We start from the raw sequence: 21,009 nt of genomic DNA on the forward strand, positions 1-21,009 counted from the left end.
ATGTCACAAAAGGAGAAGGGCGTTGCAAATTGCCTACAGGGCCAAGGACATCACTGAAGCGCATATTGTTGCCGGGTTACTGAAAGCCAACGGTATTGAAACTTACGTGGGTGGTCATTATCTACAGGGTGCAATGGGCGAAATTGGCGCAGCCGGGTTCAGTAATATTCACGTAGAGGATGAGGATCTTTACCCGGCCCGGCAGCTGGTTGCAGAGTATGAAGCGAGTAGCCGTGTTACCCCGGCCGAGGAAAGTAGCGATGACAAACCAGATTCTTATGCCCGCTGGTTTTTGCTGGTTATGGCGGTGTTGGCATTGATCTGGCTGAATCTTTGATAAGCGCAAAGACATGAAATTTAGCTGATAAACGGAGCGTAAAACTTATGGCAGATAGCCCCTCAAAAAAACCCGTTATGTTGATTACCGGCGCATCTTCCGGCATTGGAGTTGCAACCGCCCGGGCGGCGGCCAAAGAAGGCTATCGCCTGGTTCTCGCAGCCCGCTCTGCAGACAAGCTGCAAGCCCTGCAGGCGGAACTCGGTGGTGACAGCGAAGTGTTGATTGTCGAATGCGATGTGCAAAACGGTGACGATCAAAGAGCGATGGTTGAACAGGCACTGAAAACCTTCGGCCGCTTGGACAGCGTGTTTGCCAATGCTGGTCGGGGAGGGGAGCCGGGTGGTTTCAGCGAAGCCGATCCGGCTGTCTGGAAGGATATGATCCTTACCAATATATACGGAGTTGGCCTGACTATTCAGCACTGTCTGCCGGCTCTTCGGGAAAGCAAGGGGCACTTGTTGCTGACAGGTTCTGCGGCAGGCAGGGTGACCATTCCCGGCTCGATGTACAGTGCGACCAAGTGGGCTGTTTCCGCGATTGGCTATGGCGTGCGGGAAGAGTTACGTGGTTCCGGGGTGAGGGTAACCTTGATAGAGCCCGGTATGGTTGATACGCCGTTTTTCGATAAACCACCGGCTCATGCATTGATGCCAGAAGATATCGCCCGCGCTGTAATTTACGCGGTATCCCAGCCTTCCCATGTGGATGTAAATGAAATTCTGGTGCGGCCAACGCCGGCGGAATAACAGAAACAGCCCGGCCCGTTCAGCTTTGCCTATCGTTTGACGCTGCGCTGCCTTGGCTTTCCGGCCTTGGGGCGCTTTGACGATTTGGGCTTTTTGCCGGCGGCGGGCCGGGCTCCAGGCGTTTTAGGCCCCGCCTTGCGCCCGCCTCTTTGCTCGACACTGGGCGGTCGCGGTGAGCGTTTGGGTTTGCTGGCGGGCTTCTTTCCTGGAGCCGCAGCTTTGTCTGGGGCCGCATCGGAAGATGAATCACGAATCGCATCAAACAGGCCCGCCAGTTCTTTCTCCGTAAGATCCCGCCATTGGCCTGTACCCAGACCCTTCAGGTTGACGTTCATAATGCGGACGCGCTCAAGCCGGGTTACTTCAAACCCGAAATGCTCGCTCATTCTGCGAATCTGGCGGTTCAGACCCTGTACCAGCGTGATGCGGAACACAAAACGGCTTTCCTGTATCACTGTGCACTTTCTGGTCATGGTGCCGAGGATGGGCACGCCTCCGGCCATGCCTTGAATAAAAGATTTGGTAACGGGCTTGTCGACCGTTACAACGTACTCTTTTTCATGATTGTTGCCGGCACGCAGAATTTTATTGACCAGGTCGCCGTTGCTGGTCATGAAAATCAGCCCCTGTGAATCCTTGTCCAGGCGCCCGATCGGAAAAATGCGCGCGCTGTGGCCAACAAAGCGCTGAATGTTGTATTTTTCCGCATCATCGGTGGTGCTGACGATGCCCACCGGTTTGTTCAGGGCGATAAACACCAGATCTTCTTCCGCGCGGGGCTCGATAACCTGGCCGTTTACCTTGACGATATCTGTGGTTAAAACCTGATCGCCTACACTGGCCCGTTTGCCATTGATATAGACATTGCCCTGCTCAATGTAACGATCTGCCTCCCGGCGGGAACACATGCCGCTTTCGCTGATGTATTTGTTAAGACGGGTGGAGTGATTGATGGTCATCGATTGTCCGGTTGCTTATCTGGGTGCGGGCATCATAACAGGCGACTGATACTCTCGCAGCCCGTCTGTTGGCGCTTTGGTGTCGAGTCTGCCATTATTTTTCAACGCAATTGTCCGTTTTAAGGTCGTCGTGAACCATGAATCTTCCTCGTTTTCCTTACCCGGTGTGGTCGGCGGCTTTTCGCAAAGCCTGTGCCGGTCTGTTTCTTCTGTTTGCACTGCCTGTTTCGGCACAGACGCTGCAGCTGGTGACTGAGGAGTGGCCCGGGTTGATTAACGATACACCGCAAGGGCCTAGTGGTGTGCTCTGGGAAATATCAAGAGACGTGATCGAGAGCATGGGGTATGACTTAACACTGGAGTTTGTACCCTGGAAGCGGGCTCAGCGCCTGGTGCTCATGAATGAGCGTGACGGTATCATTGGCATAGGCCTTACCGCTAAACGAGAGACAATGTTTCGTTTTCCGGGGGAAGCTCTTTTGGTTAGCGAAACAGCTGTATACACAACACAGGAGCAGACCTTTGAGTATGAAGATCTGGACTCTCTGAAAGGTATGAGAGTCGGCGTCTCTCCCGGCTACACCTATTCATCCGAAATCAAGGCTGCAACCCATTTCAAGCAGGTAGATATGCCATCTATTGATTCGGGGTTGCAAATGCTATTGCTCGGGCGGATCGATGCGATGCTGGCAAACCGATACGTTGTCGGGATTCAGGCTGAACGATTGGGCGTTGCAGATCGCATCAAAGCTTCTGAGAAGCCAGTCAGTGGCGGCCCTGTTTATCTGGCCTTCAGCCCGGAAACGTCCGAAGAGTTTCTGGAGGCATTCTCCAGTGCCCTGGAGCGCTATAAAAACGCTGAAAATTAAAGGTTCAGGAATGCCGGTAGTAACAGAGATCAGCGTTTATGAAGGCGCCGCCTGCAATGTTTGCGAGCAGGGTGCGCTGGCCTGCTTTCGGGTAGTGAAGGGACGGGAATACCTGCGTTGCACGCACTGCGAGGCAACGATTATGGCGCAGGCAAGCTGGCTTGCTCCGGATGAGGAACGGGCGGTTTACGATCTTCATAATAATGATCCGGGCGACCCGGGTTATCGGGTTTTTCTTGAGAAGCTTGTCTTGCCCTTGCTTGACTGTATTCAGCCGGGCGCTCTGGGGCTGGATTTCGGCTGTGGCCCCGGCCCGGCGCTCGCAGTAATGCTGAGTGAAGCGGGAATGGAGATGGTGCTTTACGATCCCTTTTTCTATCCGGCGCAGTCAGCGCTGAACCATCAGTATGATTTCATTACCTGTACAGAGGTGTTGGAGCATCTGCATCACCCGGCAGAGGTGTTCAGTCAACTGGATGATTTACTGAAGCCCGGAGGGTGGGTTGGCATAATGACGTGCTTTCAGACCTGCGATGACCTGTTTGACAATTGGCATTACCGGCGGGACCCCACACACGTTGTGTTCTATCGCGAGGTGACGCTGGCCCTTATTGCTAACCGCCTGGGCTGGACAATGTATGTGCCACGAAAGGATGTGGCGATTTTTTATAAGCCTGTAATCCCTCACCGCACTGATAGCTCTTAGCTGGTATTGTTCTCAGTGAATGTGATCAAGGGCGGTGCAGTCATCAGGCTGAGTTCAGAATGTCGAAAGCCCGGTTGCTTCCATTAAGCGGTAACGCCAGTAGCGCAGCATCGAGTCGTCGGCCCAGTGTTCATAGGGAAGGCTCATAACAGGGTCGCTGCCGGGGCCAGACTGCCACTGCTGTTCAAAGAAACCAACCGCTTTTGTGGCCACTACAGAGTCTGATGGAACTGAAATCCAGACGTTGGTTTCCAGGTTAAGATCATCGAGATTGCGCCGTGTGAAGTTGGCTGAGCCCAACAACAGCTCGGCTTGGCTGTTCAGCTGGCGCAGGATTAACAACTTGCTGTGGCACTGCTCGCCGTTGGTGTTGCACCAACGCACAGGAATGCCGGCTTTGTGAAGTTCCAGGGCAACCTGTCGGTTGGGTATGCCACTTTTCTGGTGGCCGAAGGCCTCGTTGTTGGCGTCGAGAAGCACGCGTATGTTCGCGCCGCGTTCATGAGCGTCGAGCAAGGCTGCAACAATCTCCCGGTGCGAGAGATAGAAAAACGCAAGATCCAGCCCGCTTCCGCTCTGCGCTTTTGCGATCATCTGAAGTGCCGAATCCAGAATGGCCGATTCTGTTTTTACCGCAATCATACCGGCGGTATGCTGACCCGTTGTCTGACTGTTATTCGCCTCGCTGATCAGCCTGTCTAGCCTCGGGTTAGACTGGCCAGACATGATCAGAACCGCTTGCTCGCTTTTCAGAACATCGGCGACCGCCGGGCCGGAAAAGCTGATGGCTGTATTGCTGTGCCGGCTGCTGCCATCGTGAGGGTTCGCGGAGGTTACAAGTGCGCGCAGTTTTTCCCCTTCATCTGCCACCAGAATTTTACGATGGTTTGCCTTGAAGTTGGGTAGCGCAAGGTAGCTGCGTATGGTGACAGGTTGCGATCCCAGAGCGTTCGGCAACCAGCCGCCCTCGGGATTATTGCCGAGCCACTGACAGCAGAGCCGCCAGATTGCCGACCAGGCCGGGTTGCTGTCACGAAGTGGCAGCAAGTTGCTCTCTGTTACTGAAATTCCTGCTTGGCGGAGCGCCTGAAACCAGGGCGAAACCGAGCCTCCATAGAAAGTGTTCAACGGATCAGAGATAACAACAATCTCCAGCCCAGGCTGCTCAGCTTTTCGATTAATCAGTGCCTCGGTAAGCTGTTCCGAGAGATGTCGGTGCTCCACGCCTTCAGGGCGGCTGCTGTTGAAGAGGAACATGTCGACAAGAACGAAGGATCTGGCCTGGCTGATGAGACGCAGTATTTCGTCGAAGATTTCATGGTCGCGGGTTTCTGATCCATCGTTATGATGATAGGTCGCATCCACCAGCAATGCCGCGTCGTTCAGGGGGAGTGCGTCACCGCTGTGGCTGATGCCAGGAGGCAGAGGTTTGTAGGTATGGTAAAAGCCTACGCTGACCAGAGTCAGAACAATGAGTGCAAGCAATAACTTCAGAGTCATAAGCGGCCCAGTACCGTTTCAGCCCTTTTTGTTTTCTGTTACCAGAGCCGAAAAGCGCTCAAGCAACCTGGATGCTTCAGGAGTATCGGTAACCGAGTCCATCATTGTTTGCGAGTCAAACCCTTCGCGTTCCAGATCCGGTGCCTGCACGCCCAGGTAGGCTCTCATGATGGCTTCAGAGAACTCGGGATGGAATTGCACGCCCCAAGCGCACTTGCCTACTCTGAATGCCTGGTGTGGTTCAAATTCGTTGCGGCCAAGCAGAACAGCGTCCAAGGGCAGGCGTAATACGGACTGCCTGTGGGTGAGCTGTGCGCTGAAGCTGCCTGGCATGCCGCAGAGTAGTGGGTCATTCTGGGCATTGGCCAGCAGTTCGACGCGCCTTGTTCCACTCTCCCGGCCGCCCGGGTGATAGCCGACCTCGCCGCCCAGTGCGTGTGCCAGAAGCTGGTGTCCGTAGCACACGCCGAGTAATGGAACGGCCTTTTCCACAGCCTGTGCCAGCCATGCTGCTGCCTTTTCGCTCCAGGGCTCGCGATCACTGACCATGGCGGCGGAGCCTGTCATGACAATTCCGTCCCAGTCTGCCGGGTCTCCGGGCAACTCTCCGGCTGCCGTATTGAGCACAGTAATGTCGAGCCCGGGTGACAGCCCACGCACGAACCATTCATCGAAATCACCGAACTGCTCTTTGATGTCCGGGTAGGTGCTGCCTGTTTTAAGGATCACCACTTTTGGGCTCGGCTGGCTCACTGCTCTGGCAGTTCCGCGTTGTGGAAGATGTTCTGCACATCGTCCAGCTCGTTCAGCATGTCGCAAAACTTCTCGAACATCGGAATGTCATCGCCTTCCACAGGGGTTGTGGTTTTTGGCAGGAACTGGATGTCGTCGACATCGAAGTCAATGTCGGCAAAAGCGTCTGTCAGTGCCTTATGGGCTTTGGCATATTCCGTGTTTGGCGTAAACACCGTTATCTGGCCGCCTTCGCTCTCGATATCGGTAACGTCAACGTCGGCCTCCATCAGGGCTTCAAGTACGGCTTCGTCGTCTTCACCCTTGAACACAAAAATAGCGCTGTGATCAAACATGTGTGCAACGGTGCCCGGTGTGCCAATCTTGCTTTTGGTTTTGGTGAAGGCCTGGCGAACATCGCCGAAGGTGCGGTTGGGGTTGTCGGTAAGGCAGTCCACGATCACCATGCAGTTGCCCGGACCATAGCCTTCGTAACGGGCGGCCGAGTAGTCTTCGCCGGCGCCACCGCGGGCTTTTTCTATGGCTTTTTCAATAACGTGAGTGGGCACCTGATCTTTTTTAGCGCGCTCAATCAGACCGCGCAGTGACAGGTTGCCATCCGGGTCTGTTCCGCCGGACTTGGCGCTCATATAGATTTCGCGCCCGTACTTGCTGTAGACCTTGGTTTTGGCCTCCGCTGTCTTGGCCATGGATTGTTTGCGGTTCTGGTAGGCTCTGCCCATTTTTGCGCTGCCTCATGATTGCGGGAGAAAAGGCCGGATTTTACGCAAGAATAGCGGTTTGGGACAGGCCTATTTGACGGGCTGCCCCTCGGCGTTCAGATGTAATCGACCGGAACGCGGTAATTGTCTTGAGCCATCAGGTCGATACCACACTCTATATTGCTGACCCAGTTCAGAAACCGATCTACCATCGCCGGGCCTTCGAAGCGCTTTCCGTGCTGCGGCACAATCATCTGAACATCCATATCCCGGATCATGTTGGCCCACAGCCGGCATACCTTGTTTGACGCAATGTAGCGTCGGTGGAAACCCATCATATTAGGGATGTGCCGGTCAAAATCCTTTACTGGCAGGTGGTCGTCTTCAGCGCCCATGGACGCGCCGAGATCCCCGGAGAACAGGATTTTTGATGCCGGATCGTAGAACTGCAGGTTGCCTACTGAGTGCATGAAGTGAGCAGGCAGGCACTGGAGATAGGAGTCCCCGAACCTTACATTGGCGCCTGCATCCGGAATGCTGATAATACGGTCGTAGACGCTGCCGCTGAGCTGGTTGGTGACATAGCTGGACACCAGATGAGGGAGAAACCTGGCCCACAGCTTTGATGTTACGATTTTCGCACTGGTATGCACGATCCATCGGTCAATGGCGCCGATGATGTCAGGGTCCTGGTGCGACGCAAATACAAACTCCATATCCCGGATATTCATGTATTTGGAGGCAGCCACAGCAAGTGGAGTGTAGGTAAGGTCGCCGCCCGGATCGATCAGCGCTTCGTGCTTACCGTCAACGACGAGAAACTGGTTGGACTGGACACCCTCGCCGGTGACCAGGGAATCGAACATCAGGCATTTATGATGCCCGTTATCAAACAGGACAATTGGCTCGTTTGCCATTTAAATCTCCGCAGGATGAGGGCCGGCTGGGGTGGCCGGATATTGCAAGTTGCGCGGAGATTACAAAATTGATGGATAACAGCAATTGCCTCAGGTCAATTATCTGATATCCATAAAGTAATGTTTTGTTTCGCCCGGCAGCCCGGGTTATGCCAGCTTTGGTACCTGCCCGATGCCACGGCGAATGGCCTTCTCCAGGCCGGCGCTGAGCAGTTTGCCGGTAAACGGCACAATATCGTCAAATGAAATGCGGTAGCGCACGCGGGTGTGCCCCTCAGGAGTATCCTCAAAGCGAATGCGGCCCCGGTGATTTCTGATCGGGCTCAAGCTGGTGATGGTGTACTCGATCAGCAAGTCTGGCTCGAAGCTGGTTATGGTTTCTTCCAGCCCGATGGGGCCGATGCCAAGCCTGCGTACCGAGCCGAGACCATTGGGGTCAGCCTGATTGCTGTCCTTTATCCGCTTAACGGGCGCCCCGAGGAGTTTTCCGAAGCTTCGATGGTCGGCAAACAGAGCAAAAACTTTGTTGCGAGGTACGTCGAAAGTTTCGTCAATCTCAAAGTGATATGTAGCCATCAGGATGCTCTTGTTGTTGTCTTTCCCGTCAAGACTAACGGTTTAGTCTTTACAACAAAAGTCGCAGTTAGCGGCAGGTTAACGACTGGCCCGTTGTACCAGGCCAGTGCCGGGCTAGTGCCTTGGAGTATGCCGGTAGTCCCTCGGTGCCTGTCCCATCACTTTTTTGAACAGTCGGGAGAAATAATAGGCGTCGTCATAGCCAAGGCGATGGCTTATTTCTGTAAAGCTCAGGCTCGTAGCATCCAGCATCTGACAGGCTCTTTCTATTTTCAGATGAAGGAAGTGCTGGATGGGAGAGGTGCCGGTCTGTTCTCTATAGCGGGTAGCAAAGTGGGCAGGGGAAAGCCCGGCAAGATCAGCAAGCTGTTCCAGAGTAATGCGCTCATCGAGGTGTTCACGCATATAGTTGTTGATCGTGTCCAGTTCGGCCTGCCGTTCGTGACTGGTTTCATCGACGCTGATCGGAACGGCTGCCAGCAGTTGTCGCAGGCGATTGGCAGCGTGAATCAGGCCGCGGGCGCGGAAGCCGGTCTGGCGCACGGAAAGCAGGCCATTAAAGTCTACCAGTAGCCTGGGTTGCCGTCCCAGATGGCGGATCGGCGTGGAATCATCGAAACCCATGTAATTGCGAAATTCGTCCGCCAACGGCCCGGTGTAATGCACCCAGTGAATAGTCCAGGGGTTCTCCGGGTCAGCCGTGTAACGGTGGCTGGCGCCCGCCGGTAACAACAAGAGATCCCCCGCTTCCATTGTGTGAGGTTCGCCATTCACATTCAGAAAGGCCCTTCCCTCGGTGCAGTAAATCAAAAGATTGTCGCGATGGTGTTCCCGGTGCATATGATGGCCGGTCGCCCGGCGGTAATGGCCGAAAGCCAGCGGGTAAAGGTCGCGGGTAAGGGGGTGCTCAGACAAAAGCCTGATGATTGGGGCTGGTACCACGTAACGAATGCTGTTCTTGGGCACTGGCCACTGGGAGGTCTGTGTCATGTTTTCCGAGGCCGTAGATTTTTGTCGATCGAAAGATAGTCCATCAAGTGCGAAATTTAGTCAATCTTCAAGTGCCGGTGCGCGTGCTATGGTCTTACCATACATTGCTAAAGCCCTTGGCATACATTTTTAAAGCCACGGAGTTTTGGCCCGCCTCTCGCACAACAACAAACAGGGATATCGAGATGAAAAACGTTCCACTGTACATAGCAGGTGAATTCGTTCAGAGCCAGACCAGCGAATGGATTGATGTTACCAATCCTGCTACCAACGAAGTGATTGCTCGCGCGCCAGCAACTACGGACGCTGAGATGCGAAAAGCCATTGATACCGCCGGTGAGGTTTTCAAAACCTGGAAAGAAGTCCCGGTTTCTGAGCGTGCGCGCGTGATGCTGCGTTATCAGGCGCTGCTGAAAGAGCACCACGACGACATTGCTGAAATCCTGTCCCAGGAAACCGGCAAAACGTTTGACGATGCCAAAGGTGACGTGTGGCGTGGTATTGAGGTTGTTGAGCATGCGGCCAACGTAGCTTCTATGATGATGGGTGAAACCGTTGAGAACGTAGCGCGGGAGGTGGATACCCACTCCTGGATTCAGCCGTTGGGTGTGTGTACCGGTATTACGCCGTTCAACTTCCCCGCTATGATTCCGCTTTGGATGTTCCCCATGGCGATTGCCTGCGGTAACACGTTTATTCTCAAGCCGTCCGAGCAGGATCCACTCACCCCAATGTATCTTGCCGAACTGTTTGGGAAAGCCGGCGCCCCCAAAGGTGTGTTGCAGGTAGTGCACGGTGGCAAGGCACAGGTCGATGTGCTGCTCACCGATCCTGCCATCAAGGCTGTGTCCTTCGTAGGCTCCGTGCCGGTTGGCCGTTATATCTACGAGACCGGTACCCGCAATATGAAGCGTGTTCAGAGCTTTGCCGGTGCCAAAAACCACATGGTTATCTTGCCGGATGCCGATAAGCAGCAGGTAATCAATGCGCTTGTAGGTGCGTCTGTAGGTGCCGCTGGCCAGCGTTGCATGGCGATTTCCGTCGCTGTGTTTGTAGGTGAGGCCCAGGCCTGGATTCCGGAATTGAAAGAAGCCATGGCGAAAGTTCGCCCGGGTGCCTGGAACGATTCCGGCGCCAGCTATGGCCCGGTGATCTCGCCCAAAGCCAAGGCCCGTGTTGAATCCCTTATTGCCACCGGCGAAGCCCAGGGCGCTAATCTGCTTCTGGACGGCCGCGGTTGCACGGTTGAAGGACTGCCTGATGGGAATTGGGTTGGCCCGACTTTGTTCTCGGGTGTGACCACCGAGATGGACATCTACAACGAAGAAATCTTTGGCCCTGTGCTGACCTGTATGGAAGAGGACAGTCTTGCTGACGCCATCGCGCTGATCAACAAGAGCCCTTATGGCAACGGTGTCTCGATCTTTACCAGCTCCGGCGGTGCTGCCCGTCGCTTCCAGCATGAGATCGACGTAGGTCAGGTTGGGGTGAATATTCCCATTCCTGTACCCCTGCCATTCTTCTCATTCACCGGCTGGAAGGGTTCCTTCTACGGTGATCAGCACGCTTACGGTAAACAGGCGGTGCGTTTTTATACTGAGACCAAAACGGTTACTTCACGCTGGTTCTCCAGTGAGGCGACTGCGGAAGCAAACTTCTCTATCCAGTTGCGTTAATTGCGTTGACGGTGGGTACATTTGGGCCGGAACCTGTTTCCGGCCCCTTTTTAAACCTGCGTGACCCAAGACTCTTTGAGCTGGAGCGTAACTGTTCTGGAGAGAAACGATGGACTTTAACCTCACTGAAGACCAATTGGCGTTTCGTGAAGCTGCCCGTGCCTTTGCTGAGAAATCCATGGAGCCCCATGCGGCAAAGTGGGATAACGAGCATATTTTTCCGGTAGATGTTTTGAAAGAAGCTGGCGAAATGGGCTTTATGGGGATCTATACCCCGGAAGCACTCGGAGGCATGGGGCTTTCTCGGCTGGACACATCTGTGATTGTGGAAGAGCTGGCAGCGGCCTGCCCCTCAACGGCGGCGTTTATAACCATTCACAATATGGCAACCTGGATGGTCGCGAGCTTTGCGCCCGATGACCTCAAACAGGAAGTTGTGCCCAAGCTGGCCAGTGGTGAATGGCTTGCCTCTTACTGTCTGACGGAACCCGGCGCGGGTTCGGATGCTGCCAGTCTGAGAACCAAAGCGGTTCTTGATGGCGACAGCTATGTCATCAACGGCAGCAAGGTCTTTATCTCCGGTGCCGGTGATACCGATATCCTCGTGCTGATGGCGCGCACGGGTGCGGCGGACTCCGGCTCTAAAGGTATTTCCACGTTCGTGATTCCTGCGGATGCCGAAGGCATCTCCTACGGCAAGAACGAAGAGAAAATGGGCTGGCACAGCCAACCTACTCGTACGATTAACCTTGAGAATGTCCGTGTTCCCATAACCAGCCGGGTGGGCGAAGAAGGTGACGGCTTTGCCATTGCCATGAAAGGCCTTGATGGCGGTCGTCTCAATATTGCCACATGTTCTCTGGGCGGAGCACAAGCCGCGTTGTTGAGAGCTCGCAATTATATGCACGAGCGTGAACAATTCGGTAAACCGCTAGCTGCTTTTCAGGCCTTGCAATTCAAGCTGGCGGATATGGCGACCAATCTGGTGGCGGCCCGGCAGATGGTTCGTCTTGGAGCTTTCAAGCTGGATAGTGGTGACACAGAAGCCACACTGCACTGCGCCATGGCCAAACGCTTCGCAACCGATGCCTGTTTTGATGTGGTGAATGACGCCCTGCAGCTGCACGGTGGCTATGGTTATATCCGGGAATATCCTCTGGAGCGCTATTTGCGCGATCTGCGCGTGCACCAGATTCTGGAAGGTACCAACGAAATCATGCGCCTGATTATTGCCCGTCGCATGCTGGATAACGGTGTGGCCGAGGCCATTCAATAATCCGCAAAAAATTACAGGAGAAAGATGATGAGCGATCTGATTCAGCTCGAAAAACGCGGACACATTGCAGTACTGACCATCAATAATCCGCCGGCCAATACCTGGACAGCGGATTCCCTGCTGAAGTTGACCAAAACCGTTCGTGAACTCAACGAAGACACGAATATTTTTGCGCTGGTTCTGACCGGCCAGGGCGAGAAATTCTTTTCCGCAGGCGCCGATCTTAAAACCTTTGCCGATGGCGACAAGGCCCGGGCCAACTACATGGCTCAGCTCTTCGGTGAAGCTTTTGCCGCATTGACAGCGTTCCGTGGCGTATCCATTGCCGCGATAAACGGTTACGCGATGGGCGGAGGCCTTGAGTGTGCGTTGGCCTGTGATATCCGTATTGCCGAAGAGCATGCACAGATGGCATTACCGGAAGCGTCTGTTGGCCTCCTGCCCTGTGCGGGTGGCACCCAGAATCTGCCTTGGATAGTGGGTGAGGGCTGGGCCAAGCGCATGATTCTGTGTGGCGAGCGGGTCAAGGCCGATAAGGCGTTGCAGATTGGCCTGGTTGAAGAAGTTGTTGCCAGCGGTAAGGCGCTGGAGAAGGCGCTGGAGTTGGCGGAAATGGCGTGCAAGCAAAGCCCGTCTTCGGTCGCCCGTTGCAAGACTCTGGTGATGAGTTCCCGTGATGGTCGCAGCCACTCCGATAGCTGGCGCATGGAGCGTGAGCTATTCGTTGAGCTGTTCTCAACTGAAGATCAGAAAGAAGGCGTGAATGCCTTCCTGGATAAACGTAAACCGGAATGGAAAAACCGCTGAAACCCTGGGGCACATCGGTTCAAGGATTTGTTATATGAGTCATCAACCTGTAAAGAGCCATCAACCGATTGTTTTTGAAGAGTTGAAAACCGCTGACGGCGCTCTGATTGCCGTAGCCCGGCTGAACACGCCCAAAGCGCTCAACTCACTCTCTCTCGAAATGATTCGGCTGCTGACACCTCAACTAAAGCGCTGGGCCGAAGACGACAGAATTCGTGCCGTCTGGATCGAGGCGGAAGGTGACAAAGCATTTTGTGCCGGCGGCGATATTATAGCGCTTTACCGCAGCATGACCGAACCACAGCGTGGGGCCGGCGCGAGTGAAGGTGCAGCCTTTTTCACCGAAGAATACGAGATGGACTATCTGATTCACTCGTTTCCAAAGCCGGTGGTGTGCTGGGGGCACGGCATTGTGATGGGTGGCGGTATTGGCATCATGGCCGGCGCCTCTCACCGGGTGGTTACCGAGGCGTCCAAACTGGCTATGCCGGAGAGCAGTATCGGGCTATATCCGGACGTTGCCGCTGGCTGGTTTCTGAACCGCACACCCGGGCGCACGGGGCTGTTTCTTGGTTTGACCGGTGCTCGTATGAATGCCGCCGACGCACTGTTCATTGGTCTTGCCGATCGATTCATCAAACACGAACTGAAAACTGCCGTGGTCGCTGACCTGATCGCCCAAAACTGGAAGGGTGAAGATGCTTTCGCCATGGTTGGCAGCGTGCTCAGGCAGCACGAAAATCAAAGCGCGGATGCGTTACCCGAGTCTCCGGTGCGGGCTCATTTCGATGAGATCAACCGGGTGACTGATGCCGACAGCCTGACCGTCATGGTCGCGCAGATGATGGAACTTGCGAGTGGCGATGGCTGGCTTGCCAAGGCGACCCGGCCTCTGGAAGCCGCCTCGCCAACGTCGCTGGCACTGTGCTGGCAGCATCTTCGGAACTGCCGCCAGGACAGCCTCAGCGAGGTGCTCGCCAAAGAGATCATGCTCTCCCGGAATTGTTTGAGCAAAGGGGAGTTCGCCGAAGGTGTGCGCGCGCTCCTGATCGACAAGGACAAACAGCCCCGCTGGCGCTACGCCTCGTTGGCGGAAATGGACAGTGAGTGGATTGACAGCTTTTTCAAAAACTAGCCAAAAAGGCCGCCCGAGCGGGCGGCCTACTCAACCGAATACAAAAACAAGGGGATGATTATGGCAACGATTACCTTTATTGGTCTGGGCAACATGGGCGGCCCTATGGCCAGCAACCTTGTAAAAGCCGGGCACGACGTAACCGTTTTTGACCTGTCAAAAGATGCGGTAGCTGCGCTGGTCTCAGAGGGCGCGAAATCTGCAGCCACGGCTCATGAAGCCGCCAAGGGGGCAGAGTGTGTAATCACCATGCTGCCTGCGGGCCAGCACGTTGAGGCTGTGTATCTGGGTGATGATGGCCTGCTGGCCAAGTTGCCTGCGGGCACTCTGGTCATTGATTCATCCACTATTGCACCGGAAACCGCTCGCGGAGTGGCGGAAGAGGCCGAGGCCAGAAATATTCCATTCCTTGATGCGCCGGTCTCCGGCGGTGTGGGTGGTGCCAAAGCCGGTACACTGACCTTCATCTGTGGCGGCGCTGAGGATACCTTCAATAAGGCGAAGCCAATTCTGGAAACCATGGGTAAGAACATCTTCCATGCCGGCGAGCACGGCGCCGGTCAGGTTGCCAAAATCTGCAACAACATGCTGTTGGCTATCCTGATGGCAGGCACCAGTGAAGCCTTGGCTCTGGGTGTGAAAAACGGGCTGGACCCTGCGGTTCTTTCGGAGGTTATGAAGCAGAGCTCCGGCGGTAACTGGGCGTTGAATGTATACAATCCCTGGCCTGGAGTCATGGATGCGGCGCCCGCTTCACGGGGTTATGAAGGTGGCTTCCTGGTCAACCTGATGAACAAGGATCTTGGTCTGGCTTTTGATAATGCCGTCAAGAATCATGCGGCGATTCCTATGGGATCTCTCGCCCGTAACCTGTTTGAGCTCCATGCCGGGCAGGGCAATGGAACACTGGATTTTTCCAGTATCCAGCGTCTTTACAAGCCTGAGTAAGATATTCCGGGGCAGGGTCTTCCTTGCCCCGGAAGCTTTCTTTGCAATTAATATTTCCCGCCTTTTATATCCCTGCCAGTCGTCGTAAAACTGTTGAGCAAGATAACTATAAGGAGGAGAATGAATCTTCTCAATGTTGGATCGGTAGCGAGTATAACGTAGCCGGTTTTTGATCACGGTTGCAGGTCTCTCTAGCTATGCTGACGAATACCTTTGTACTTTACTTATCGACGGTGTTGATCTGGGGGTCGACGTTTATTGCGATACCCCTGCAGTTGGGCGAAGTGCCCGGTGATGTGTCTATCGCCTATCGGTTTGGGTTGGCCGCGCTGGTGCTGATGGTTTGGTGCCACGTGACCCGTCGGAATATGAAATTCGGCGTTCGTCAGCATCTCTGGATGGCGGGCCAGGGCCTGATGTTATTCGGGTTCAACTACATGCTGGTTTATCAGGCCGCAGCCGACATAACCAGTGGATTGATCGCGGTGGTGTTTTCTACCATTATCGTAATGAACATCGTTAACGGTGCCCTGTTTTTTGGTAACCGCGTATCGCGTACCGTTATTGTCGGAGCCGCTTTTGGGCTGGTGGGTATCTGTCTGGTGTTCCTGCCGGAAATCCGCGCTCTGGACGCAGACGGTGCTACCTTACGCGCAATTATCCTGAGTTTGGTGGGAACGTTTATCACCTCGTTCGGTAACATGCTCTCCGTCCGAAATCAGTCTTCGAAACTACCCATCATGCAGAGCAACGCCTACGGTATGGCTTATGGCGCCCTTGTATTGGCGCTCATTGCCTGGGGTCGGGGTGAACTGTTTGTTTTCGAAGCAAGCTGGACTTACACGGGGTCTCTGATCTACCTCGCTCTGGTCGGTTCGGTGCTGGGGTTCGGGAGTTTTCTCACGCTGCTTGGGCGAATAGGGCCGGAGCGTGCGGCCTACTGCATGGTGCTCTTCCCGGTGGTGGCGCTTGCGCTCTCAACCGTATTCGAGAACTATCACTGGACTGGCGAGGCGGTTGCGGGCGTGTCGCTGGTACTTGCCGGTAACCTGCTGGTGATAATGCCCAAAGAGCAGCTGCAGCGGGTATTGCGGATCGTTCGCCCGGCCCTGAGTCGCACAATAGAGAGTGCGCCGCGCGACGATGGTCAGTGAACAACACGAGGTACGCGTGATGCGGTGTTAAGTCTATAATGGCCGCAACGCGTGGCAGCAGCGCGCCAAATTCTACAAATCGGTACCCTCGCAATGGAAATCAACGTTAACTTTCTCGACAACCTCCGAATTGAAGCCAGGTTTGACGACTTCACGGTTATTGCCGACCAACCCATACGTTACAAAGGCGACGGTTCAGCGCCCGGTCCTTTCGACTACTTTTTGGCATCCTCTGCGTTGTGTGCTGCCTATTTTGTTCGGGTATATTGCATAGCTCGCAACATTCCGACCGACAATATCCGCCTGTCGCAGAACAACATCGTTGATCCTGAAAACCGCTATAACCAGATTTTCAAGATTCAGGTTGAGTTGCCAGAGGACATCTCTGACAAAGACCGCCAGGGCATTGTGCGTTCAATCGACCGTTGTACGGTCAAAAAGGTGGTGCAAACCGGCCCTGATTTCCAGATTGAAGTCGTAGACAGTCTCGATGAAGACGCCCAGGCGCTTCTGATGACCAAGCCCGAGGGTGACGCCAGCACTTACATTGTGGGTAAAGACCTGCCGGTGGAGCAAACCATCGCTAACATGACCGCAATTCTGGCAGACCTTGGCATGAAGATTGAAATCGCGTCCTGGCGCAATATAGTGCCTCATGTGTGGTCACTGCATATTCGCGATGCTGCCTCGCCCATGTGTTTCACCAATGGTAAGGGCTCCACGAAAGAAAGCGCCCTGTGTTCGGCGCTGGGGGAGTTTATTGAGCGTCTGAACTGCAACTTCTTCTACAATGATCAGTTTTTTGGTGAAGACATCGCCAACAGTGAGTTTGTTCATTATCCGATGGAACGCTGGTTCAAACCGGGGCCAGATGACGAATTGCCGCAGGGCATTCTGGACGACCACTGCCTGGCCATCTATAACCCGGACGATGAACTGTGCGGTTCCAACCTGATCGACACCAACTCTGGCAATGTCGAGCGCGGAATCTGCTCCTTGCCGTTTGTGCGCCATTCAGACAGCGAGGTGGTGTACTTCCCCTCGAATCTGATCGAGAACCTGTTCCTGAGCAATGGCATGAGTGCTGGCAACACATTGTATGAAGCGCAAGTACAATGCCTGTCAGAAATCTTTGAGCGGGCAGTGAAAAAGCAGATCATTCAGGAAGAAATTGTACTACCCGATGTGCCTCTGCACGTGCTGGAAAAATACCCCGATATTCTGGAGGGCATTCGCGCGCTGGAAGCGCAGGGTTATCCGGTGTTGGTCAAAGACGCCTCCCTCGGCGGCCAGTTCCCGGTAGCTTGTGTCACCCTGATGAACCCGAAAACCTCCGGCGTTTTTGCCTCCTTCGGAGCGCACCCGATGCTGGAAGTGGCACTGGAGCGCAGCCTTACCGAATTGATGCAAGGCCGCAGCTTTGAAGGCCTGAATGATATGCCGCCGCCGACCTTCAACAGCCTCGCGGTTTCTGAGCCTAATAACTATGTGGAACACTTCATTGATTCCAGTGGCGTCGTTTCCTGGCGTTTCTTCAGTGCCAAAGAGGATTACGAGTTTAGCGAATGGGATTTCTCGGGCACCAACGAAGAGGAAGCGGCCTGCCTGTTCAATATCCTCAAAGACATGGGCAAAGAAGTATACACAGCGGTTTATGATGACCTGGGCGCCCCAGTCTGCCGCATGCTGGTGCCTGGCTATTCCGAGGTATACGAGGTAGAGGATCTGATCTGGGACAACACCAACAGGGCGCTGGACTACCGTGAAGATATCCTCAACCTGCACTCCCTGAGTGATGAGCAATTGGCCGCTCTGGTGGAGCGTCTGGAAGACAGCCAAATCGACGATTACACGGATATCATTACCCTGATCGGTATTGAGTTCGATGAAAACACGGTTTGGGGGCAGCTCACCATTCTAGAGCTTAAGCTGTTGATCAACCTTGCTCTGCAGAGGCATGAAGAAGCCCTTGAGCAGGTCGAAATGTTCATGCAGTTCAATGACAACACTGTTGAGCGCGGATTGTTTTACCGGGCAATGAATGCGCTACTGGAAATTACTCTCGATGATGAACTTGAACTGAGTGATTATCTGGTGAACCTCCGACGCATGTTTGGCGATCAGACCATGGATGCTGTGGTGGGCTCGGTGAATGGCAGTGTGCGCTTCTACGGGCTTACCCCAACCAATATGCAGCTGGAAGGCCTGGAAAAACACCTGCGCCTGATCGAAAGTTATAAGAAACTGCATGCAGCGCGTGCCGCGAGAGCTGGACACGGATAGAGCTAGTCTGAACCCCTGACTGAGTGCTAAAACGGTATGAACTTTCCTCTTGTTACAACGGACTGGTTGGCAGATAACCTGACCAGGAAGGACCTCGTGCTTCTCGATGCCAGCATGGTGACTGTGATCGGCAGAGAGCCCATTGTGTATGACCGGCCGGTGTTTATCCCGGGAGCCAGAAAGTTCGATCTGGAGGGAGATTTTTGTGACCTCAGCTCCCCGATGGTTCATGCTTTTCCAACGGAAGAACAGTTCACGCGGGAAGCTCGGAAGCTTGGGATAAACGCCGACAGCACCGTCATTATCTATGACAATCAGGGCGTCTATTCCTCACCAAGGGCCTGGTGGATGTTTCAGGCGATGGGGCATGAAAACACCTTTGTTGTGGACGGTGGCTTGCCCAAGTGGCTTGCGGAAAAAAGAGAGACGGTTTCCAGCCTTGTGCAGGAGCAGGCCGAGTCAGGAAACATCAGAGGCGTGTTTCACTCAGGCATGGTGTGTGATTCCAGCTGCCTTCTGAAAGAGTTGGAAGCAGTGAGGGTAGCTGCCGTTGATGCACGCTCCTCCGAGCGTTTTTTCGGAACAGCACCAGAGCCAAGAGAAGGGGTTCGCAGTGGGCATATTCCAGGGTCACGGAACCTGCCGTTCTCCCAGGTTTTGGATGAGCACACGTTCAAAAGTGCAGAGCAGTTAAAGGCGGTCTTTGCGCGAACCTTGCCAGTAGACAGTGAGCGAACCGTGTTTTCCTGCGGCTCGGGTATAACCGCCTGCATTATATTGATGGCTGCCGTTATTGCAGGCTACAAAAACAATGTGCTGTACGATGGTTCCTGGGCTGACTGGGGGAGTAATCCGTCGTTGCCAGTTACCACATCAGAGTGACCTGGCTTTACAGTACTTTTCTGAAAAGCGCGTTTGAAAAAGTGTGCAGAAGCGAATGATGATAGATGCGATAACCGTCCCAGACCCCAGCATTAGCTGCACAAGTTGCCAGGCGTGCTGCTGCCGCCTGGAAGTGATGCTGATCACCGAGACGGGTGTGCCTGAGCGGTTTGTTGAGACCGATCAGTGGGGCGGCCTAACCATGGCGCGATTAGAAGATGGCTGGTGCGCAGCGCTGGACCGCAACACCATGTCATGTTCAATCTATGAGAAGCGACCGTTGATCTGCCGGGAGTTTGAAATGGGCGGCTACGAGTGTAAAGCCGAACGCGCCGTCAACGCTCCGATAACGTAAAGTATCGGCTTTTCTTGGCCGGTTACTGCTCTTTGTCCTGGGCGAACTTCACTCGTATTTTGTTTTTACTGATACGGGCGTCGTTCAAACGCGCCTTGGCCATCTTGGCCTCCTTTGGATCCGGCATTTCCACGAAGCCAAAACCCTTTGATGTGCCAGTTTCTTTATCTAAAACCAGTGTGCACTCAGTGACAGTGCCGTGAGCCGAAAACAGCTCCTGGATTTCCTGTTCTGTTGTTGTGCGTGCGAGGTTGCGGACTAATAGTTTCATGATGGGCCATATAAAAAGGTAATTATGAACCCAATTGTTTCAGTGTGGGTTAGTAAGAACAAGCTGTTTTGTCTGCGTGATGAGATCTAATGCGTCTTTGACGCAGTGAGAGTTTGATTAAACGCCGTTTTTGCTACAGAATCTTCTCCCGGACTCATACAGAACCATACCTTCAAGGATTGAAGATATGCCCCAGGCAAACGGACTGCAGTTTACCGCCCGTATTGGCGAACTCCCCTCTGATCTATTTTCCGTTGTTGGCTTTACGCTGACAGAACGGCTTTCCGAACTGTTCCACGGCTGCCTTGAACTGGCCAGTACCGATCCGGGCGTTGATGCGTCTGAGGTTCTGGAACAACCGGTGGATCTTCTGGTCTGGCAGGATGATGCGCTCCTGCGACGCTTTACAGGTGTGGTCAACGAGTTTGCCCGGGGTGACAGCGGTCACCGCCGTACCCGCTATGAACTCGTCATCCAGCCGCCTTTATGGCGTTTAGGGCTGATGCACAACAGCCGCATCTTTCAGACTCAGACCACAGACACCATCGTGCGCTCGCTGTTGGAAGAGCGGGGCATAGTGGATTCGGTGTTTGATCTCAAACGAGGTCCCCAAGAACGGGAATACGGCGTTCAGCACCGGGAAAGCGATCTGGCGTTCATTGAACGAATGGCCGCAGAGGAAGGCTGGCATTACCGTTACCAACACGGCAGTGTCGATGGAAACCAGCAACCTGGCCTGATCATGGCCGACCATCACGGCGATGCGCCCCGGCTGGGAACTGCTGAATATAACGGCAAAGCAGGCGGAAGTACCAGGCAGCCTTCGGTGTTCCGCTTCCGCTACGAAGAACGGGTTCGCGTCGCCGCCGTAGCCACGAAGGACTACACCTTCAAGAACCCTGCCTACGCCCTGATGCACGAACAGAGCGCCGCCACTCCCAGCCAGCGCCAAGACTATCAGCACTTCGACTACCCGGGCCGCTTCAAGGCCGATGCCAGCGGCCAGCCGTTTACCGAAGCGCGATTGGATGCTCTCAGAAACGACGCCAGCACCGCCCACGGCGAAAGCAATCGCGCAGACTTTACCTGCGGTGCCAAAGCCGAACTGACTGAGCACGACAACGAAAAACTGAACCGGGACTGGCTACTCACCGCCGTCACTCAC

General features: G+C 54.4%; 22 protein-coding genes. 14 read left to right on the forward strand and 8 right to left on the reverse strand.

The window, feature by feature from the left end:
* The first annotated feature begins 22 nt into the window (after positions 1 to 22).
* Positions 23 to 337 (forward strand): putative signal transducing protein, encoded by a 315-nt coding sequence (locus tag BUA49_RS15275; protein WP_072799132.1) that lies wholly within the window; start codon positions 23 to 25, stop codon positions 335 to 337.
* A gap of 47 nt (positions 338 to 384) precedes the next feature.
* Complete coding sequence (locus tag BUA49_RS15280) at positions 385 to 1,086, forward strand: SDR family oxidoreductase (protein WP_072799134.1); 702 nt, start codon at positions 385 to 387, stop codon at positions 1,084 to 1,086.
* A 29-nt stretch (positions 1,087 to 1,115) separates the two neighbouring features.
* On the opposite strand, the gene rluF is transcribed toward BUA49_RS15280, so the two are convergent.
* On the reverse strand, positions 1,116 to 2,045 hold the full coding sequence (rluF, locus tag BUA49_RS15285) for a 23S rRNA pseudouridine(2604) synthase RluF (protein WP_072799136.1): 930 nt from the start codon (positions 2,043 to 2,045) through the stop codon (positions 1,116 to 1,118).
* 137 nt (positions 2,046 to 2,182) lie between these two features.
* Between rluF and BUA49_RS15290 the strand changes: the two genes are divergently transcribed.
* Positions 2,183 to 2,914, forward strand: a complete 732-nt coding sequence (locus BUA49_RS15290; RefSeq protein WP_072799138.1) for a substrate-binding periplasmic protein — start codon at positions 2,183 to 2,185, stop codon at positions 2,912 to 2,914.
* Positions 2,915 to 2,924: 10 nt separating this feature from the next.
* Positions 2,925 to 3,620, forward strand: a complete 696-nt coding sequence (locus tag BUA49_RS15295; RefSeq protein ID WP_072799140.1) for a class I SAM-dependent methyltransferase — start codon at positions 2,925 to 2,927, stop codon at positions 3,618 to 3,620.
* A gap of 54 nt (positions 3,621 to 3,674) precedes the next feature.
* Here BUA49_RS15295 and BUA49_RS15300 read toward each other — a convergent pair whose 3' ends face one another.
* From BUA49_RS15300 to BUA49_RS15325, 6 genes are all read right to left on the reverse strand, one after another.
* On the reverse strand, positions 3,675 to 5,120 hold the full coding sequence (locus BUA49_RS15300; protein ID WP_072799142.1) for a phospholipase D family protein: 1,446 nt from the start codon (positions 5,118 to 5,120) through the stop codon (positions 3,675 to 3,677).
* An 18-nt stretch (positions 5,121 to 5,138) separates the two neighbouring features.
* The gene (locus BUA49_RS15305; RefSeq protein WP_072799144.1) at positions 5,139 to 5,873 is read right to left on the reverse strand and encodes a glutamine amidotransferase; all 735 of its coding nucleotides are present in this window, start codon (positions 5,871 to 5,873) and stop codon (positions 5,139 to 5,141) included.
* Positions 5,870 to 6,595, reverse strand: coding sequence for a YebC/PmpR family DNA-binding transcriptional regulator (locus BUA49_RS15310; RefSeq protein ID WP_072799146.1), 726 nt, complete (start codon positions 6,593 to 6,595; stop codon positions 5,870 to 5,872). The genes BUA49_RS15305 and BUA49_RS15310 overlap by 4 nt, the downstream gene beginning before the upstream one ends.
* A 95-nt stretch (positions 6,596 to 6,690) precedes the next feature.
* On the reverse strand, positions 6,691 to 7,491 hold the full coding sequence (locus tag BUA49_RS15315; RefSeq protein WP_072799148.1) for an oxygen-binding di-iron domain-containing protein: 801 nt from the start codon (positions 7,489 to 7,491) through the stop codon (positions 6,691 to 6,693).
* A 147-nt stretch (positions 7,492 to 7,638) separates the two neighbouring features.
* Positions 7,639 to 8,067: an SRPBCC family protein gene (locus BUA49_RS15320; RefSeq protein ID WP_072799150.1), complete on the reverse strand. Its 429-nt coding sequence runs from the start codon at positions 8,065 to 8,067 to the stop codon at positions 7,639 to 7,641.
* Positions 8,068 to 8,181: 114 nt separating this feature from the next.
* A complete protein-coding gene (locus BUA49_RS15325; RefSeq protein ID WP_072799152.1) occupies positions 8,182 to 9,057 on the reverse strand; it encodes an AraC family transcriptional regulator in 876 nt (291 codons plus the stop codon).
* A gap of 185 nt (positions 9,058 to 9,242) precedes the next feature.
* Here BUA49_RS15325 and BUA49_RS15330 point away from each other — a divergent pair, with 185 nt between their 5' ends.
* The 9 genes from BUA49_RS15330 to BUA49_RS15370 all read left to right on the forward strand — a co-directional run bounded on the left by BUA49_RS15330 (position 9,243) and on the right by BUA49_RS15370 (position 19,573).
* Entirely contained in the window at positions 9,243 to 10,733 is a 1,491-nt protein-coding gene (locus tag BUA49_RS15330) for a CoA-acylating methylmalonate-semialdehyde dehydrogenase (RefSeq protein WP_072799153.1), read from the forward strand.
* 109 nt (positions 10,734 to 10,842) lie between these two features.
* Positions 10,843 to 12,009, forward strand: coding sequence for an acyl-CoA dehydrogenase family protein (locus BUA49_RS15335; RefSeq protein ID WP_072799155.1), 1,167 nt, complete (start codon positions 10,843 to 10,845; stop codon positions 12,007 to 12,009).
* Between the two features lie 27 nt (positions 12,010 to 12,036).
* The gene (locus BUA49_RS15340) at positions 12,037 to 12,816 is read left to right on the forward strand and encodes an enoyl-CoA hydratase (RefSeq protein WP_072799156.1); all 780 of its coding nucleotides are present in this window, start codon (positions 12,037 to 12,039) and stop codon (positions 12,814 to 12,816) included.
* A 34-nt stretch (positions 12,817 to 12,850) separates the two neighbouring features.
* Entirely contained in the window at positions 12,851 to 13,951 is a 1,101-nt protein-coding gene (locus tag BUA49_RS15345; RefSeq protein ID WP_072799158.1) for an enoyl-CoA hydratase/isomerase family protein, read from the forward strand.
* Between the two features lie 60 nt (positions 13,952 to 14,011).
* Entirely contained in the window at positions 14,012 to 14,899 is an 888-nt protein-coding gene (gene mmsB / locus BUA49_RS15350; RefSeq protein WP_072799160.1) for a 3-hydroxyisobutyrate dehydrogenase, read from the forward strand.
* Positions 14,900 to 15,096: 197 nt separating this feature from the next.
* Complete coding sequence (locus BUA49_RS15355) at positions 15,097 to 16,053, forward strand: DMT family transporter (protein ID WP_072799161.1); 957 nt, start codon at positions 15,097 to 15,099, stop codon at positions 16,051 to 16,053.
* A 93-nt stretch (positions 16,054 to 16,146) separates the two neighbouring features.
* Positions 16,147 to 18,336: an OsmC domain/YcaO domain-containing protein gene (locus BUA49_RS15360; RefSeq protein WP_072799163.1), complete on the forward strand. Its 2,190-nt coding sequence runs from the start codon at positions 16,147 to 16,149 to the stop codon at positions 18,334 to 18,336.
* A gap of 36 nt (positions 18,337 to 18,372) precedes the next feature.
* Complete coding sequence (locus BUA49_RS15365) at positions 18,373 to 19,218, forward strand: sulfurtransferase (RefSeq protein ID WP_072799165.1); 846 nt, start codon at positions 18,373 to 18,375, stop codon at positions 19,216 to 19,218.
* Positions 19,219 to 19,276: 58 nt separating this feature from the next.
* On the forward strand, positions 19,277 to 19,573 hold the full coding sequence (locus BUA49_RS15370; RefSeq protein WP_407656713.1) for a YkgJ family cysteine cluster protein: 297 nt from the start codon (positions 19,277 to 19,279) through the stop codon (positions 19,571 to 19,573).
* 22 nt (positions 19,574 to 19,595) lie between these two features.
* Here the strand turns inward: BUA49_RS15370 and BUA49_RS15375 are convergent, their stop codons facing one another.
* The gene (locus BUA49_RS15375) at positions 19,596 to 19,844 is read right to left on the reverse strand and encodes an RNA recognition motif domain-containing protein (protein ID WP_072799168.1); all 249 of its coding nucleotides are present in this window, start codon (positions 19,842 to 19,844) and stop codon (positions 19,596 to 19,598) included.
* A 187-nt stretch (positions 19,845 to 20,031) separates the two neighbouring features.
* Here BUA49_RS15375 and BUA49_RS15380 point away from each other — a divergent pair.
* Positions 20,032 to 21,009: type VI secretion system Vgr family protein (locus BUA49_RS15380; RefSeq protein WP_139248800.1), on the forward strand; the 978-nt coding region annotated here is incomplete at its 3' end.

The sequence above is a fragment of the Marinobacter antarcticus genome (genome assembly GCF_900142385.1).
In the GTDB taxonomy this organism is placed as follows: domain Bacteria; phylum Pseudomonadota; class Gammaproteobacteria; order Pseudomonadales; family Oleiphilaceae; genus Marinobacter; species Marinobacter antarcticus.

Coding starts and splice junctions, on each gene's coding strand:
- BUA49_RS15280 (WP_072799134.1), top strand. CDS start 385: ATGGCAGATAGCCCCTCAAAAAAACCCGTTATGTTGATTACCGGCGCA.
- rluF (WP_072799136.1), bottom strand. CDS start 2,045: ATGACCATCAATCACTCCACCCGTCTTAACAAATACATCAGCGAAAGC.
- BUA49_RS15290 (WP_072799138.1), top strand. CDS start 2,183: ATGAATCTTCCTCGTTTTCCTTACCCGGTGTGGTCGGCGGCTTTTCGC.
- BUA49_RS15295 (WP_072799140.1), top strand. CDS start 2,925: ATGCCGGTAGTAACAGAGATCAGCGTTTATGAAGGCGCCGCCTGCAAT.
- BUA49_RS15300 (WP_072799142.1), bottom strand. CDS start 5,120: ATGACTCTGAAGTTATTGCTTGCACTCATTGTTCTGACTCTGGTCAGC.
- BUA49_RS15310 (WP_072799146.1), bottom strand. CDS start 6,595: ATGGGCAGAGCCTACCAGAACCGCAAACAATCCATGGCCAAGACAGCG.
- BUA49_RS15315 (WP_072799148.1), bottom strand. CDS start 7,491: ATGGCAAACGAGCCAATTGTCCTGTTTGATAACGGGCATCATAAATGC.
- BUA49_RS15320 (WP_072799150.1), bottom strand. CDS start 8,067: ATGGCTACATATCACTTTGAGATTGACGAAACTTTCGACGTACCTCGC.
- BUA49_RS15325 (WP_072799152.1), bottom strand. CDS start 9,057: ATGACACAGACCTCCCAGTGGCCAGTGCCCAAGAACAGCATTCGTTAC.
- BUA49_RS15330 (WP_072799153.1), top strand. CDS start 9,243: ATGAAAAACGTTCCACTGTACATAGCAGGTGAATTCGTTCAGAGCCAG.
- BUA49_RS15335 (WP_072799155.1), top strand. CDS start 10,843: ATGGACTTTAACCTCACTGAAGACCAATTGGCGTTTCGTGAAGCTGCC.
- BUA49_RS15340 (WP_072799156.1), top strand. CDS start 12,037: ATGAGCGATCTGATTCAGCTCGAAAAACGCGGACACATTGCAGTACTG.
- BUA49_RS15345 (WP_072799158.1), top strand. CDS start 12,851: ATGAGTCATCAACCTGTAAAGAGCCATCAACCGATTGTTTTTGAAGAG.
- mmsB (WP_072799160.1), top strand. CDS start 14,012: ATGGCAACGATTACCTTTATTGGTCTGGGCAACATGGGCGGCCCTATG.
- BUA49_RS15355 (WP_072799161.1), top strand. CDS start 15,097: ATGCTGACGAATACCTTTGTACTTTACTTATCGACGGTGTTGATCTGG.
- BUA49_RS15360 (WP_072799163.1), top strand. CDS start 16,147: ATGGAAATCAACGTTAACTTTCTCGACAACCTCCGAATTGAAGCCAGG.
- BUA49_RS15365 (WP_072799165.1), top strand. CDS start 18,373: ATGAACTTTCCTCTTGTTACAACGGACTGGTTGGCAGATAACCTGACC.
- BUA49_RS15370 (WP_407656713.1), top strand. CDS start 19,277: ATGATAGATGCGATAACCGTCCCAGACCCCAGCATTAGCTGCACAAGT.
- BUA49_RS15375 (WP_072799168.1), bottom strand. CDS start 19,844: ATGAAACTATTAGTCCGCAACCTCGCACGCACAACAACAGAACAGGAA.